Source organism: Pseudomonas sihuiensis (assembly GCF_900106015.1).
In the GTDB taxonomy this organism is placed as follows: Bacteria; Pseudomonadota; Gammaproteobacteria; order Pseudomonadales; family Pseudomonadaceae; genus Aquipseudomonas; species Aquipseudomonas sihuiensis.
The window spans coordinates 3293417-3308994 of sequence record NZ_LT629797.1 but is presented as its reverse complement, the minus strand read 5'-3'; the positions used below and the strand labels follow the sequence as shown (position 1 = coordinate 3308994).

The window sequence follows — 15578 nt, the reverse complement described above, 5'->3', positions numbered from 1 at the left end:
AAGCATCCCTCACCCCGCAGCCTTAGGCTGCGGGGTTTTGTCGTCACTGGGATAAATGCGTAAGTAACCTCGGGGAGCCGTCAGGCGTTCGAACCCGAAATTGGAGTAGCTAATGGCTAAGAAGATTCAGGCTTATATCAAGCTGCAGGTTAAAGCCGGTCAGGCAAACCCGTCGCCACCCGTCGGCCCCGCTCTGGGTCAGCACGGCGTGAACATCATGGAATTCTGCAAGGCGTTCAACGCCAAGACTCAGGGCATGGAACCCGGTCTGCCGACTCCTGTGATCATCACCGTTTACAGCGACCGCAGCTTCACCTTTGAAACCAAGAGCACCCCGGCATCGGTACTGCTGAAGAAGGCCGCCGGCCTGACCAGCGGTTCCGCTCGTCCGAACACCGTCAAAGTAGGCACCGTTACCCGTGCTCAGCTGGAAGAGATCGCCAAGACCAAGCAGGCTGATCTGACTGCCGCTGACCTGGATGCGGCCGTGCGCACCATCGCCGGCTCCGCTCGTAGCATGGGCCTGAACGTGGAGGGTGTGTAATGGCTAAGTTGACCAAGCGCCAAAAGGCCATCGCGGCCAAGGTTGAAGCCGGCAAGGCATACACCTTTGAAGAAGCTGCCGGCCTGCTGGCCGAGCTGTCTGCCGTCAAGTTCACCGAGTCCTTCGACGTCGCCGTGAACCTGGGTGTAGATCCGCGTAAATCCGACCAGGTTGTACGTGGCGCCACCGTTCTGCCGAACGGCACTGGCAAGACCGTACGCGTTGCCGTGTTCACCCAGGGTCCGGGCGCTGAAGCTGCTCTGGCTGCCGGTGCTGACAAGGTTGGTATGGACGACCTGGCTGCCGAAATGAAGGCAGGCGATCTGAACTACGACGTGGTCATCGCTTCTCCGGACGCCATGCGCGTCGTTGGCCAGCTGGGCCAGGTACTGGGCCCGCGCGGTCTGATGCCGAACCCGAAAGTCGGCACCGTTACTCCGGACGTCGCTACCGCTGTCAAGAACGCCAAGGCTGGTCAGGTGCGTTTCCGTACCGACAAGAACGGCATCATCCACACCTCCGTTGGCAAGGTCGGCTTCGAAGCCGCTGCGCTGAAGCAGAACGTGGAAGCCCTGCTGTCCGACCTGAAGCGTCTGAAGCCGTCGACCTCGAAAGGTATCTACGTCAAGCGCGTGACCCTGAGCACCACCATGGGTCCGGGTCTGATCATCGATCAGGCTTCGCTCGACGCGTAAGTGATTGGGCCGGTAGCCATGGGCTGCCGGCTTTGAAAGATTGGGGTCCCTGCCTGGCGGGGGCTATCCAAGACCGTAGGTGACTCGCGTTTTAAATGTCAGGTTCGCCTGATGGCCTACGCAGATGGTGCTCCCGATTCGTTACCGAATCAGACACCAAAACGCCGCCGAGCTCCGGTTCGGCGATACGGTAAAAACCAGGAGTAAACCCGTGGCAATTAAACTCGAAGACAAGAAGGCCATCGTCGCTGAAGTCAACGAGGCTGCCAAAGCCGGTCTGTCCGCTGTCGTGGCTGATGCCCGTGGCGTGACCGTCGGCGCAATGACCGGACTCCGTAAAGAGGCCCGCGAAGCTGGTGTGTACGTGAAAGTCGTGCGTAACACCCTGCTCAAGCGCGCCGTTGAAGGCACTCAGTTTGACGTGCTCAACGACGTGTTCAAAGGCCCGACCCTGATCGCATTCTCCAACGAACACCCGGGCGCTGCTGCTCGTCTGTTCAAGGAGTTCGCCAAGGGTCAGGACAAGTTCGAGATCAAGGCAGCTGCGTTCGAGGGCAAGTACCTCGCAGCAAACCAGATCGACGTACTGGCAAGTCTGCCGACCCGCGACGAGGGCATCGCCCAGCTGATGAGCGTTATTCAAGGCGCCACCAGCAAACTCGCTCGCACTCTGGCAGCCATTCGCGACCAGAAAGAAGCTGCTGCTGCCTAAGGCAGCGTGAGCCCTTTCGAAATCAAACGTTTAATTTGATGGTCGCGTAGGCCGTCACCCCAATACAGGAATTGATAGTCATGTCTCTGACTAACGAGCAAATCATCGAAGCTATCGGCCAGAAATCCGTTATGGAAATCGTTGAGCTGATCAAAGCGATGGAAGAAACCTTCGGCGTTACCGCTGCTGCCGCTGTTGCCGCCGGCCCGGCTGCTGCCGCTGCTGCTGTCGAAGAGCAGACCGAGTTCAACGTTGTCCTGGCTGAAGCCGGCGACAAGAAAGTGAACGTGATCAAGGCTGTTCGCGAGCTGACCGGTCTGGGCCTGAAAGAAGCCAAGGAGAAGGTTGACACCGCTCCTCAGGTCATCGCTGAAGGTCTGACCAAAGAAGCTGCTGAAGACGCCAAGAAGAAGCTGGAAGAAGCTGGCGCCAAGGTCGAGCTCAAGTAAGTTCGTACCTTGCGTCTACAGCCCGAGCGACTCGCACAAGGCTGATGGCTGGTGGCTTTTGCCACCGGCCTTTTTCCGTTCTAGGTTGGCTGTTCAACAGCCGGCCTGGAGCCGAAAAGACCCCGCCCGAGAGGCGGTTGCAAACCGAGGGTTTGCACGATTTTCTGGTCACCGCCGCCGGCGCTGGCCAAACAAGCAGGTGACCAAGCTGGGGAACGCTGATGGCTTACTCATACACTGAGAAAAAACGTATCCGCAAGGACTTTAGCAAGTTGCCGGATGTCATGGATGTGCCTTACCTCCTGGCCATCCAGCTGGATTCGTACCGCGAATTCCTGCAGCAAGGGGTGAGCAAGGAACAGTTCCGCGACATCGGCCTGCATGCGGCCTTCAAATCGGTATTCCCGATCATCAGCTACTCCGGCAACGCCGCCCTGGAGTACGTCGGCTATCGCCTGGGCGAGCCGGCGTTCGACGTCAAGGAGTGCGTCCTGCGTGGCGTGACCTTCGCCGTGCCGCTGCGCGTGAAAGTGCGCCTGATCATTTTCGACAAAGAATCGTCGAACAAAGCGATCAAGGACATCAAAGAGCAGGAAGTGTACATGGGCGAGATTCCGCTCATGACCGAGAACGGTACCTTCGTCATCAACGGTACCGAGCGTGTGATCGTGTCCCAGCTGCACCGTTCGCCGGGTGTGTTCTTCGACCACGACCGTGGCAAGACCCACAGCTCGGGCAAGCTGCTGTACTCCGCTCGCATCATTCCTTACCGCGGCTCCTGGCTGGACTTCGAGTTCGATCCGAAGGACGCGGTATTCGTGCGTATCGACCGTCGCCGCAAACTGCCGGCTTCCGTCCTGCTGCGCGCACTGGGCTACAGCACTGAAGAAGTACTGGATGCCTTCTATGACACCAACGTCTTCCATGTGAAGGGCGAGAGCCTGAGCCTGGAGCTGGTTCCGCAGCGTCTGCGCGGCGAAATCGCCGTTCTCGACATCAAGGACGGCAGCGGCAAGGTGATCGTGGAGCAGGGCCGTCGTATCACGGCTCGCCACATCAACCAGCTGGACAAGGCTGGCATCAAAGAGCTGGAAGTTCCGCTCGACTACGTCATTGGCCGTACCACTGCCAAGGCGATCGTGCACCCGGCTACCGGCGAAATCATCGCCGAGTGCAACACCGAGCTGACTGCCGACCTGCTGGTCAAGATGGCCAAGGCGCAGGTGGTTCGCTTCGAGACTCTGTACACCAACGACATCGACTGCGGTCCGTTCATCAGCGACACGCTGAAGATCGACAGCACTACCAATCAGTTGGAAGCGCTGGTCGAGATCTACCGCATGATGCGTCCCGGCGAGCCGCCAACCAAGGATGCTGCCGAGACCCTGTTCAACAACCTGTTCTTCAGCGCCGAGCGTTACGACCTGTCTGCCGTTGGCCGCATGAAGTTCAACCGTCGTATCGGTCGTACCGAGATCGAAGGTTCGGGCGTGCTGAGCAAGGAAGATATCGTTGCCGTATTGAAGACCCTGGTCGACATCCGTAACGGCAAGGGCATCGTCGACGACATCGACCACCTGGGTAACCGTCGTGTACGTTGCGTCGGCGAAATGGCCGAGAACCAGTTCCGCGTTGGCCTGGTGCGTGTAGAGCGCGCGGTCAAGGAACGTCTGTCGATGGCCGAAAGCGAAGGCCTGATGCCGCAAGACCTGATCAACGCCAAGCCGGTTGCGGCGGCGGTGAAGGAGTTCTTCGGTTCCAGCCAGCTCTCGCAGTTCATGGACCAGAACAACCCGCTGTCCGAGATCACCCACAAGCGCCGCGTTTCCGCACTCGGCCCAGGTGGTCTGACTCGTGAGCGTGCAGGCTTCGAAGTCCGCGACGTACACCCGACTCACTATGGTCGCGTGTGCCCGATCGAAACGCCGGAAGGTCCGAACATCGGTCTGATCAACTCGCTGGCTGCCTACGCCCGCACCAACCAGTACGGCTTCCTGGAAAGCCCGTACCGCGTGGTCAAGGAAGGCAAGGTCACCGACGAGATCGTGTTCCTGTCCGCCATCGAAGAGGCCGACCATGTTATCGCCCAGGCGTCTGCGACCCTGAACGACAAGGGTCAGCTGATCGACGAACTGGTAGCCGTACGTCACCTCAACGAATTCACCGTCAAGGCGCCGGAAGACGTGACCCTGATGGACGTGTCGCCGAAGCAGGTCGTTTCCGTCGCTGCCTCGCTGATTCCGTTCCTCGAGCACGACGACGCCAACCGCGCCCTCATGGGTTCGAACATGCAGCGTCAGGCTGTACCGACTCTGCGTGCCGACAAGCCGCTGGTAGGTACCGGTATGGAGCGCAACGTCGCCCGTGACTCCGGCGTCTGCGTCGTGGCCCGTCGTGGTGGTGTGATCGACTCCGTCGACGCCAGCCGTATCGTGGTTCGTGTCAACGATGACGAAGTCGAAACTGGCGAAGCCGGTGTCGACATCTACAACCTGACCAAATACACCCGCTCCAACCAGAACACCTGCATCAACCAGCGTCCGCTGGTGAGCAAAGGTGACAAGGTGGCGCGTAGCGACATCATGGCTGACGGCCCGTCCACCGATATGGGTGAACTGGCGCTGGGTCAGAACATGCGCGTGGCGTTCATGCCGTGGAACGGCTTCAACTTCGAAGACTCCATCTGCCTGTCTGAGCGCGTGGTTCAGGAAGACCGCTTCACCACGATCCACATTCAGGAACTGACCTGTGTGGCGCGTGACACCAAGCTCGGCCCAGAGGAAATCTCCTCTGACATCCCGAACGTGGGTGAAGCTGCTCTGAACAAGCTGGACGAAGCCGGTATCGTCTACGTCGGCGCCGAAGTCGGCCCGGGCGACATCCTGGTCGGTAAGGTCACCCCGAAAGGCGAGACCCAGCTGACTCCGGAAGAGAAGCTGCTGCGTGCGATCTTCGGTGAGAAGGCCTCTGACGTTAAGGACACCTCCCTGCGCGTGCCGACTGGCACCAAGGGTACCGTCATCGACGTGCAGGTCTTCACCCGTGATGGCGTGGAGCGCGACTCGCGCGCCCTGTCCATCGAGAAGATGCAGCTGGACGAGATCCGCAAGGACCTGAACGAAGAGTTCCGCATCGTCGAAGGCGCGACCTTCGAGCGTCTGCGTTCCGCTCTGGTTGGCGCTATCGCCGAAGGCGGCGCTGGTCTGAAGAAAGGTACCGCGATCACCGACGAGTTCCTCGACGGTCTTGAGCGTGGCCAGTGGTTCAAACTGCGCATGGCCGACGACGCCCTGAACGAGCAGCTGGAGAAGGCTCAGGCCTACATCTCCGACCGCCGTCAGATGCTCGACGACAAGTTCGAAGACAAGAAGCGCAAGCTGCAGCAGGGCGATGACCTGGCGCCGGGCGTACTGAAGATTGTCAAGGTTTACCTGGCCATCCGCCGTCGCATCCAGCCGGGTGACAAGATGGCTGGTCGTCACGGTAACAAGGGTGTGGTCTCGGTGATCATGCCGGTCGAAGATATGCCGCATGACGCCAACGGTACTCCGGTTGACATCGTACTGAACCCGCTGGGCGTTCCGTCGCGTATGAACGTCGGTCAGATTCTCGAAACCCACCTGGGCCTCGCGGCCAAGGGCCTGGGCGAGAAGATCAACCGCATGCTCGAAGAGCAGCGCAAGATCGCCGAACTGCGCAAGTTCCTCGCTGAGATCTACAACGAGATCGGTGGCCGTCAGGAAAACCTCGACGAGTTCTCCGATACCGAGATCCTCGAGCTGGCGAAGAACCTCAAAGGCGGTGTACCGATGGCGACTGCCGTGTTCGACGGCGCCAAGGAAACCGAGATCAAGGCCATGCTGAAGCTGGCTGATCTGCCGGAGAGCGGCCAGATGCGCCTGTTCGACGGTCGTACCGGTAACCAGTTCGAGCGTCCGACTACCGTCGGCTACATGTACATGCTCAAACTGAACCACCTGGTGGACGACAAGATGCACGCCCGTTCCACTGGTTCCTACAGCCTGGTTACCCAGCAGCCGCTGGGTGGTAAGGCGCAGTTCGGTGGTCAGCGTTTCGGGGAGATGGAGGTCTGGGCACTGGAAGCCTATGGCGCCGCCTACACCCTGCAGGAAATGCTGACCGTGAAGTCGGACGACGTGAACGGCCGTACCAAGATGTACAAGAACATCGTGGATGGCGATCACCGTATGGAGCCGGGCATGCCCGAGTCCTTCAACGTACTGATCAAAGAGATCCGTTCGCTCGGCATCGATATCGATCTGGAAACCGAATAACACGACGTGAATCGGCAGCGGGGCTAGTCCAGCTCGCTGCCCGCTCCGCCAGGAGGAAAGGCCTTGAAAGACCTACTGAATTTGCTGAAAAACCAGGGTCAGATCGAAGAGTTCGACGCCATCCGTATCGGATTGGCCTCGCCTGAGATGATCCGTTCGTGGTCGTTCGGTGAAGTTAAAAAGCCGGAAACCATCAACTACCGTACCTTCAAGCCAGAGCGCGACGGCCTGTTCTGCGCCAAGATCTTTGGCCCGGTCAAGGACTACGAGTGCCTGTGCGGCAAGTACAAGCGCCTCAAGCACCGCGGTGTGATCTGCGAGAAGTGCGGCGTTGAAGTGGCCCTGGCCAAGGTTCGTCGTGAGCGCATGGCGCACATCGAACTGGCCTCGCCGGTCGCCCACATCTGGTTCCTGAAGTCGCTGCCGTCGCGTATCGGCCTGCTGATGGACATGACCCTGCGTGATATCGAGCGCGTGCTCTATTTCGAGAGCTACGTCGTGATCGACCCGGGCATGACTACCCTCGAGAAGGGTCAGCTGCTGAACGACGAACAGTACTTCGAAGCCCTCGAAGAGTTCGGTGATGACTTCGACGCGCGCATGGGCGCCGAGGCCGTGCGCGAGCTGCTGCACGCCATCGACCTGGATCACGAGATCGGCCGCCTGCGCGAAGAAATTCCGCAGACCAACTCCGAGACCAAGATCAAGAAGCTGTCCAAGCGCCTGAAGCTGATGGAAGCCTTCAAGGACTCCGGCAACCTGCCGGAGTGGATGGTGCTGACCGTTCTGCCGGTTCTGCCGCCGGATCTGCGCCCGCTCGTTCCGCTGGATGGTGGCCGTTTCGCCACTTCCGACCTGAACGATCTGTACCGCCGCGTGATCAACCGTAACAATCGTCTGAAGCGCCTGCTCGATCTGTCCGCGCCGGACATCATCGTGCGCAACGAAAAGCGCATGCTGCAGGAAGCGGTCGACGCCCTGCTCGACAACGGCCGTCGCGGTCGCGCCATCACTGGCTCGAACAAGCGTCCGCTGAAGTCGCTGGCCGACATGATCAAAGGTAAGCAAGGTCGCTTCCGTCAGAACCTGCTCGGTAAGCGCGTGGACTACTCCGGTCGTTCCGTGATCACCGTGGGCCCGACCCTGCGTCTGCACCAGTGCGGTCTGCCGAAGAAGATGGCTCTCGAGCTGTTCAAGCCGTTCATTTTCGGCAAGCTGGAAATGCGTGGTCTGGCGACCACCATCAAGGCCGCCAAGAAGATGGTCGAGCGCGAGCTGCCGGAAGTGTGGGACGTTCTCGCTGAAGTGATCCGCGAACACCCCGTCCTGCTCAACCGTGCGCCGACCCTTCACCGCCTGGGCATCCAGGCGTTCGAACCGGTACTGATCGAAGGTAAAGCGATTCAGCTGCACCCGCTGGTCTGCGCCGCGTACAACGCCGACTTCGACGGTGACCAGATGGCCGTTCACGTGCCGCTGACCCTGGAAGCCCAGCTCGAAGCGCGCGCGCTGATGATGTCGACCAACAACATCCTGTCGCCCGCCAACGGTGAGCCGATCATCGTGCCGTCGCAGGACGTGGTACTGGGTCTGTACTACATGACCCGTGAAGCGGTGAACGCCAAGGGTGAAGGTCGCGTCTTCGCCGACCTGCAGGAAGTCGACCGCGTGTTCCGCGCCGGCGAAGCGTCCCTGCACGCCCGCGTGAAAGTGCGTATCAACGAAACCATCAAAGAGAAAGATGGTTCGATCACCAAGAACACCCGCATCGTCGACACCACCGTCGGCCGCGCGCTGCTGTTCCAGATCGTACCGGCCGGCCTGTCTTACGACGTGGTCAACCAGTCGATGAAGAAGAAGGCGATCTCCAAGCTGATCAACCAGTGCTACCGCACCGTTGGTCTGAAGGACACCGTGATCTTCGCTGACCAGCTGATGTACACCGGTTTCGCTTACTCGACCATCTCCGGTGTGTCGATCGGCGTGAACGACTTCGTCATCCCGGACGAGAAGGCGCGCATCATCGACGCCGCCACCGAGGAAGTGAAGGAAATCGAATCGCAGTACGCCTCCGGCCTGGTTACCCAGGGCGAGAAGTACAACAAGGTGATCGACCTCTGGTCGAAGGCCAACGATGAAGTCTCCAAGGCGATGATGGCCAACCTCTCGAAAGAGCCGGTTGTCGATCGCGAAGGCAAGACCGTCGAGCAGGAGTCCTTCAACTCCATGTACATGATGGCGGACTCCGGTGCTCGTGGTAGCGCCGCCCAGATCCGTCAGCTGGCCGGTATGCGTGGTCTGATGGCCAAGCCGGACGGCTCCATCATCGAAACGCCGATCACCGCGAACTTCCGCGAAGGTCTGTCGGTTCTGCAGTACTTCATCTCCACTCACGGTGCTCGTAAAGGTCTGGCGGATACCGCACTGAAGACCGCGAACTCCGGTTACCTGACTCGTCGTCTGGTCGACGTGGCGCAGGATCTGGTGGTGACCGAGATCGATTGCGGTACCGAGCACGGTCTGCTGATGACGCCGCACATCGAAGGCGGCGACGTGGTCGAGCCGCTGGGTGAGCGCGTACTGGGTCGAGTAATCGCCAAGGACGTGTTCAAGCCAGGCACCGAGGACGTCATCGTTCCGGCCGGCACCCTGATCGACGAGCAGTGGGTCGAGTTCATCGAGCTGAACAGCGTCGACGAAGTGGTCGTGCGTTCGCCGATCACCTGCGAAACCCGCTTCGGCATCTGCGCCAAGTGCTACGGCCGCGATCTGGCTCGTGGTCACCAGGTCAACATCGGTGAAGCTGTCGGCGTTATCGCTGCGCAGTCCATCGGTGAGCCGGGTACCCAGCTGACCATGCGTACGTTCCACATCGGTGGTGCTGCAAGCCGTACTTCGGCTGCCGACAGCGTCCAGGTGAAGAACGGTGGTGCGATCCGTCTGCACAACCTCAAGCACGTCGAGCGCGTGGACGGCAATCTGGTAGCGGTTTCCCGCTCCGGCGAGCTGGCTGTGGCTGACGAGTTCGGTCGTGAGCGTGAGCGCTACAAGCTGCCGTACGGTGCCGTGATTTCCGTGAAGGAAGGCGACAAGGTCGACGCTGGCGCCATCGTCGCCAAGTGGGACCCGCACACCCACCCGATCGTGACCGAAATGAAGGGTACCGTGACCTTCGTCGGCATGGAGGAGGGCATCACCATCAAGCGCCAGACCGACGAACTGACCGGTCTGACCAACATCGAGGTTCTCGATCCGAAGGATCGTCCGGCTGCTGGCAAGGACATTCGTCCGGCCATCAAGATGGTCGACGCCAACGGCAAGGAACTGCTGCTGCCGGGTACCGACGTTCCCGCTCAGTACTTCCTGCCAGCCAACGCCCTGGTCGGCGTGGCTGACGGTGCGCAGATTGCGGTCGGTGACGTTATCGCCCGTATCCCGCAAGAGACCTCGAAAACTCGCGACATCACCGGTGGTCTGCCGCGCGTTGCCGACCTGTTCGAAGCCCGTCGTCCGAAGGAAGCTTCGATCCTGGCGGAAATCAGCGGCACCATTTCGTTCGGTAAAGAGACCAAGGGCAAGCGCCGTCTGGTCATCACCCCGACCGATGGTAGCGATCCGTACGAGGAGCTGATTCCGAAGTGGCGTCACCTGAACGTCTTCGAAGGCGAGCAAGTGAACCGCGGCGAAGTTATCTCCGACGGCCCGAGCGATCCGCACGACATCCTGCGTCTGCTGGGTGTGAGCGCGCTGGCCAAGTACATCGTCAACGAGATCCAGGACGTTTACCGTCTGCAGGGCGTGAAGATCAACGACAAGCACATCGAGACCATCCTGCGTCAGATGCTGCGTAAGGTCGAAGTCAGCGAGTCCGGCGATTCGTCCTTCATCAAGGGCGATCAAATGGAGCTCACCCAGGTTCTGGGCGAGAACGAGCGTCTGGCCGAAGAGGACAAATTCGTCGCCAAGTACACCCGCGTACTGCTGGGTATCACCAAGGCGTCGCTGTCCACCGAGTCGTTCATCTCGGCAGCGTCCTTCCAGGAAACCACTCGCGTCCTCACCGAGGCAGCGGTTACTGGCAAGCGCGACTACCTGCGTGGTCTGAAAGAGAACGTGGTCGTGGGTCGCCTGATCCCGGCCGGTACCGGTCTGGCCTATCACAGCGAGCGCAAGCGCAAGCGTGATGCCGACAAGCCGGTGCGTGTCAGCGCTAGTGAGGTGGAAGCCGCACTGACCGAAGCGCTGAACTCCAGCGGAAATTGAGTCGAAGCCTCGCTGGTTCGCTAGCGGGGCTTTGCCTTGACTGGGGGCGTGAGTCTCTTTAGACTCATGCACCCCTAAATTTGGCAGGGCGTTGTGCTCTGCCATCTTTATTTGTGAGCGTCGAAAGACAACAGTGGAGCTAGTAGATGGCAACTATCAACCAGCTGGTACGTCAGCCGCGTAAGCGTATCGTCGAGAAATCCGACGTACCTGCGCTGCAGAACTGCCCGCAACGTCGTGGCGTGTGCACTCGCGTGTACACCACTACGCCGAAAAAACCTAACTCGGCACTGCGTAAAGTATGCCGCGTGCGTCTGACCAACGGTTTCGAGGTTTCCTCGTACATCGGTGGTGAAGGCCACAACCTGCAAGAGCACAGCGTCGTGCTGATCCGTGGCGGTCGTGTAAAAGACCTTCCGGGTGTGCGCTACCACACCGTGCGTGGTTCGCTGGATACCTCCGGCGTCAAAGACCGTAAGCAAGGTCGTTCCAAGTACGGTACCAAGCGTCCGAAATAAGGCCGCTTGAATCTTTATATTTAGTTGAGTCGATAAGAGTAAGGTCGGGCGCGGCTTTTGCCGAAAGTCCCGGGCTAACCTGAAGACCGTTTGAGGGCTTATCATGCCAAGACGTCGTGTAGCAGCAAAACGTGAGATTCTCGACGATCCGAAGTACGGATCGCAGATTCTCGCCAAGTTCATGAACCACGTGATGGAAAGCGGCAAGAAGGCCGTGGCCGAGCGCATCGTTTACGGTGCTCTGGACACAGTCAAAGCACGCAAGAACAGCGATCCCCTGGAGATCTTCGAGAAAGCTCTCGACGCCATCGCTCCGCTGGTCGAAGTCAAGTCCCGCCGTGTAGGCGGTGCTACCTACCAGGTTCCGGTCGAAGTTCGTCCGTCGCGTCGTAACGCTCTGGCAATGCGCTGGCTCGTAGACTACGCCCGCAAGCGCGGCGAGAAGTCCATGGCTCTGCGTCTGGCTGGTGAGCTGCTGGATGCTGCTGAAGGCAAAGGCGCTGCTGTCAAGAAGCGTGAAGACGTGCACCGTATGGCTGAAGCCAACAAGGCTTTCTCGCACTACCGCTTCTAATTCCGGCTCCACTAACCTTGCGAGGGCTTTATGGCTCGTAATACAGCAATTAACCGCTACCGTAATATTGGTATCTGTGCCCACGTTGACGCGGGCAAGACCACCACTACCGAGCGGATCCTGTTCTACACAGGCCTGAGCCACAAGATGGGCGAGGTGCATGATGGCGCCGCGACCACCGACTGGATGGTTCAGGAGCAGGAGCGTGGTATTACCATTACTTCTGCTGCTATCACCACCTTCTGGAAGGGTTCGGTTGGTCAGTACGACAACTACCGCGTAAACGTCATCGATACCCCCGGTCACGTTGACTTCACCATTGAAGTAGAGCGCTCGCTGCGCGTGCTCGACGGTGCTGTCGTTGTGTTCTGTGGTACTTCGGGCGTTGAGCCGCAGTCCGAAACCGTATGGCGTCAGGCCAACAAGTACGGCGTTCCGCGTATCGTCTACGTGAACAAGATGGACCGTGCTGGTGCCAACTTCCTGCGCGTCGTCGGTCAGATCAAGAACCGTCTGGGCCACACCCCGGTACCGATTCAGATCGCCATCGGTTCAGAAGAGAACTTCGAAGGTCAGGTTGATCTGATCAAGATGAAGGCCATCTACTGGAACGAAGACGACAAGGGCACTACCTATCGTGAGGAAGAGATTCCTGCTGAGCTGGTAGACCTGGCCAACGAGTGGCGCTCGAACATGGTTGAGGCTGCTGCCGAAGCCAACGAAGAGCTGATGAACAAGTACCTTGAAGAAGGTGACTTGTCGGCCGAAGAGATCAAGGCTGGTCTGCGCGCCCGTACCCTGGCGAGCGAGATCGTGCCGGCTGTCTGCGGCTCCTCGTTCAAGAACAAGGGTGTTCCCCTGGTTCTCGATGCTGTCATCGACTTCCTGCCTGCTCCGACCGAGATCCCTGCGATCAAGGGTATTCACCCGGATCTGGCCGACAAGCCGAAAGAGGAAATCGCCGAAGGCGATTACGACGAGCGCCATGCCGACGACAACGAGCCGTTCTCGGCTCTGGCGTTCAAGATCGCTACCGACCCGTTCGTCGGTACGCTGACCTTTGTGCGCGTCTACTCGGGCGTTCTGGAGTCTGGCCAGTCGGTCATCAACTCCGTGAAAGGCAAGAAAGAGCGCGTTGGTCGTATGGTGCAGATGCACGCCAACCAGCGTGAAGAGATCAAAGAAGTGCGCGCTGGTGACATCGCGGCTCTGATCGGTATGAAGGACGTCACTACCGGTGAAACCCTGTGCGATCCGGACAAGCAGATCATCCTCGAGCGCATGGACTTCCCGGAGCCGGTCATTTCGGTAGCTGTAGAGCCGAAAACCAAGGCTGACCAGGAGAAGATGGGTATTGCACTGGGCAAGCTGGCTCAGGAAGACCCGTCGTTCCGCGTCAAGACTGACGAAGAAACCGGTCAGACCATCATCTCTGGTATGGGTGAGCTGCACCTGGACATCCTCGTTGACCGCATGAAGCGCGAATTCAACGTCGAGGCCAACATCGGCAAGCCACAGGTTTCCTACCGTGAAACCATCACCAAGGACGCTGTCGAGATCGAAGGTAAGTTCGTTCGTCAGTCCGGTGGTCGCGGTCAGTTCGGTCACTGCTGGATTCGTTTCTCGACTCCGGACGTGGACGACAAGGGCAACATCACCGAAGGTCTGGTGTTTACCAACGAAGTCGTAGGTGGTGTGGTTCCGAAGGAATACATCCCGGCGATCCAGAAGGGTATCGAAGAGCAGATGAAGAACGGCGTTGTTGCCGGCTATCCGCTGATCGGCCTGAAGGCGACCGTGTTCGATGGTTCCTACCACGACGTCGACTCCAACGAGATGGCGTTCAAGATCGCTGCCTCCATGGCGACCAAGCAGCTGGCCCAGAAGGGTGGCGGTAAGGTGCTTGAGCCGATCATGAAGGTAGAAGTGGTAACTCCTGAGGATTACATGGGTGACGTGATGGGTGACCTGAACCGTCGTCGTGGTCTGATCCAGGGTATGGAAGATTCGGTGTCCGGTAAGGTTATCCGTGCCGAAGTTCCGCTGGGCGAGATGTTTGGTTACGCTACCGACGTCCGTTCCATGTCCCAGGGTCGCGCCAGCTACTCCATGGAATTCTCCAAGTACGCAGAGGCTCCGGCGAACATCGTCGAAGCACTGGTTAAAAAACAAGGCTAATCCCGCCCTTTAAGTAAGAGGTTTACTGTCGTGGCTAAGGAAAAATTCGAACGTAACAAACCGCACGTCAACGTTGGCACCATCGGTCACGTTGACCACGGTAAAACCACTCTGACCGCTGCTCTGACCCGTGTCTGCTCCGAAGTTTTCGGTTCCGCTCGCGTTGACTTCGACAAGATCGACAGCGCCCCGGAAGAGAAGGCTCGTGGTATCACCATCAACACTGCCCACGTAGAGTACGATTCCAACATTCGTCACTACGCGCACGTTGACTGCCCGGGTCACGCCGACTACGTGAAGAACATGATCACCGGTGCTGCCCAGATGGACGGCGCGATCCTGGTCTGCTCGGCTGCCGACGGCCCGATGCCGCAAACTCGTGAGCACATCCTGCTGTCCCGTCAGGTTGGCGTACCGTACATCGTTGTCTTCCTGAACAAGGCTGACATGGTTGACGACGCTGAGCTGCTGGAGCTGGTCGAGATGGAAGTTCGCGACCTGCTGAGCACCTACGATTTCCCGGGTGACGACACTCCGATCATCATCGGCTCGGCGCTGATGGCTCTGAACGGCCAGGACGACAACGAGATGGGCACCACTGCCGTCAAGAAGCTCGTCGAGACTCTGGATACTTATATCCCTGAGCCGGTTCGTGCCATCGACAAGCCGTTCCTGATGCCGATCGAAGACGTATTCTCGATCTCCGGCCGCGGTACTGTAGTGACCGGTCGTGTAGAGCGCGGTATCGTCCGTATCCAGGAAGAAATCGAAATCGTTGGTCTGCGTCCGACCACCAAGACCACCTGCACCGGCGTTGAGATGTTCCGCAAGCTGCTGGACGAAGGTCGTGCTGGTGAGAACTGCGGCGTGCTGCTGCGCGGCACCAAGCGTGATGAAGTCGAGCGTGGTCAGGTTCTGGCCAAGCCGGGCACCATCAAGCCGCACACCAAGTTCGAAGCTGAAGTGTACGTTCTGTCCAAAGAAGAAGGTGGTCGTCACACCCCGTTCTTCAAGGGCTACCGTCCGCAGTTCTACTTCCGTACCACTGACGTGACCGGTTCGTGCGAACTGCCGGAAGGCGTTGAGATGGTAATGCCGGGCGACAACATCAAGATGGTTGTCACCCTGATCAAGCCGATCGCCATGGAAGACGGCCTGCGCTTCGCAATTCGCGAAGGTGGCCGTACCGTTGGTGCCGGCGTGGTTGCCAAGATCATCGAGTAATCGACGATCCGCTTGAGAGAAAAGGGCCCTTCGGGGCCCTTTTCTTTTGTCGCCACCATCCCTGGCGGGCGACCCTTCAGGCCGTCGCGGGGCGACGTCAAAAATCACTCCCGGTGATTTTTTGAA

At 59.2% G+C, this 15578-nt stretch carries 10 protein-coding genes; all 10 read left to right on the top strand.

The annotated features are described in order from the left end of the window. Nucleotides 1-112: 112 nt before the first annotated feature. The 10 genes from rplK to tuf all read left to right on the top strand — a co-directional run bounded on the left by rplK (nucleotide 113) and on the right by tuf (nucleotide 15452). Entirely contained in the window at nucleotides 113-544 is a 432-nt protein-coding gene (gene rplK / locus BLT86_RS15690; protein WP_004373444.1) for a 50S ribosomal protein L11, read from the top strand. After that, nucleotides 544-1239: a 50S ribosomal protein L1 gene (gene rplA, locus BLT86_RS15685; protein ID WP_017675626.1), complete on the top strand. Its 696-nt coding sequence runs from the start codon at nucleotides 544-546 to the stop codon at nucleotides 1237-1239. The genes rplK and rplA overlap by 1 nt, the downstream gene beginning before the upstream one ends. A 211-nt stretch (nucleotides 1240-1450) precedes the next feature. Then, on the top strand, nucleotides 1451-1951 hold the full coding sequence (rplJ, locus tag BLT86_RS15680) for a 50S ribosomal protein L10 (protein WP_003463333.1): 501 nt from the start codon (nucleotides 1451-1453) through the stop codon (nucleotides 1949-1951). Between the two features lie 80 nt (nucleotides 1952-2031). Further along, nucleotides 2032-2400: a 50S ribosomal protein L7/L12 gene (gene rplL, locus BLT86_RS15675; RefSeq protein WP_013717352.1), complete on the top strand. Its 369-nt coding sequence runs from the start codon at nucleotides 2032-2034 to the stop codon at nucleotides 2398-2400. A gap of 221 nt (nucleotides 2401-2621) precedes the next feature. Next, nucleotides 2622-6695 carry a DNA-directed RNA polymerase subunit beta gene (gene rpoB, locus BLT86_RS15670; RefSeq protein WP_021488825.1) on the top strand — a complete coding sequence of 1358 codons (4074 nt, stop codon included), beginning with the start codon at nucleotides 2622-2624 and terminating at the stop codon, nucleotides 6693-6695. A 63-nt stretch (nucleotides 6696-6758) separates the two neighbouring features. Further along, nucleotides 6759-10958 carry a DNA-directed RNA polymerase subunit beta' gene (rpoC, locus tag BLT86_RS15665; protein ID WP_017675624.1) on the top strand — a complete coding sequence of 1400 codons (4200 nt, stop codon included), beginning with the start codon at nucleotides 6759-6761 and terminating at the stop codon, nucleotides 10956-10958. 146 nt (nucleotides 10959-11104) lie between these two features. Continuing rightward, nucleotides 11105-11476, top strand: coding sequence for a 30S ribosomal protein S12 (gene rpsL / locus BLT86_RS15660; protein ID WP_003463319.1), 372 nt, complete (start codon nucleotides 11105-11107; stop codon nucleotides 11474-11476). Between the two features lie 103 nt (nucleotides 11477-11579). Beyond that, the gene (rpsG, locus tag BLT86_RS15655) at nucleotides 11580-12050 is read left to right on the top strand and encodes a 30S ribosomal protein S7 (protein WP_003246741.1); all 471 of its coding nucleotides are present in this window, start codon (nucleotides 11580-11582) and stop codon (nucleotides 12048-12050) included. A 30-nt stretch (nucleotides 12051-12080) separates the two neighbouring features. Continuing rightward, entirely contained in the window at nucleotides 12081-14228 is a 2148-nt protein-coding gene (fusA, locus tag BLT86_RS15650; protein ID WP_026088454.1) for an elongation factor G, read from the top strand. 30 nt (nucleotides 14229-14258) lie between these two features. Further along, complete coding sequence (gene tuf / locus BLT86_RS15645) at nucleotides 14259-15452, top strand: elongation factor Tu (protein ID WP_092377958.1); 1194 nt, start codon at nucleotides 14259-14261, stop codon at nucleotides 15450-15452. Nucleotides 15453-15578: the final 126 nt, after the last annotated feature.

Excerpts from the sequence above, each read along its gene's own strand:
- rpsL (WP_003463319.1), top strand. The coding sequence starts at position 11,105 with ATGGCAACTATCAACCAGCTGGTACGTCAGCCGCGTAAGCGTATCGTC.
- fusA (WP_026088454.1), top strand. The coding sequence starts at position 12,081 with ATGGCTCGTAATACAGCAATTAACCGCTACCGTAATATTGGTATCTGT.
- rplA (WP_017675626.1), top strand. The coding sequence starts at position 544 with ATGGCTAAGTTGACCAAGCGCCAAAAGGCCATCGCGGCCAAGGTTGAA.
- rplK (WP_004373444.1), top strand. The coding sequence starts at position 113 with ATGGCTAAGAAGATTCAGGCTTATATCAAGCTGCAGGTTAAAGCCGGT.
- rpoB (WP_021488825.1), top strand. The coding sequence starts at position 2,622 with ATGGCTTACTCATACACTGAGAAAAAACGTATCCGCAAGGACTTTAGC.
- rpsG (WP_003246741.1), top strand. The coding sequence starts at position 11,580 with ATGCCAAGACGTCGTGTAGCAGCAAAACGTGAGATTCTCGACGATCCG.
- rplL (WP_013717352.1), top strand. The coding sequence starts at position 2,032 with ATGTCTCTGACTAACGAGCAAATCATCGAAGCTATCGGCCAGAAATCC.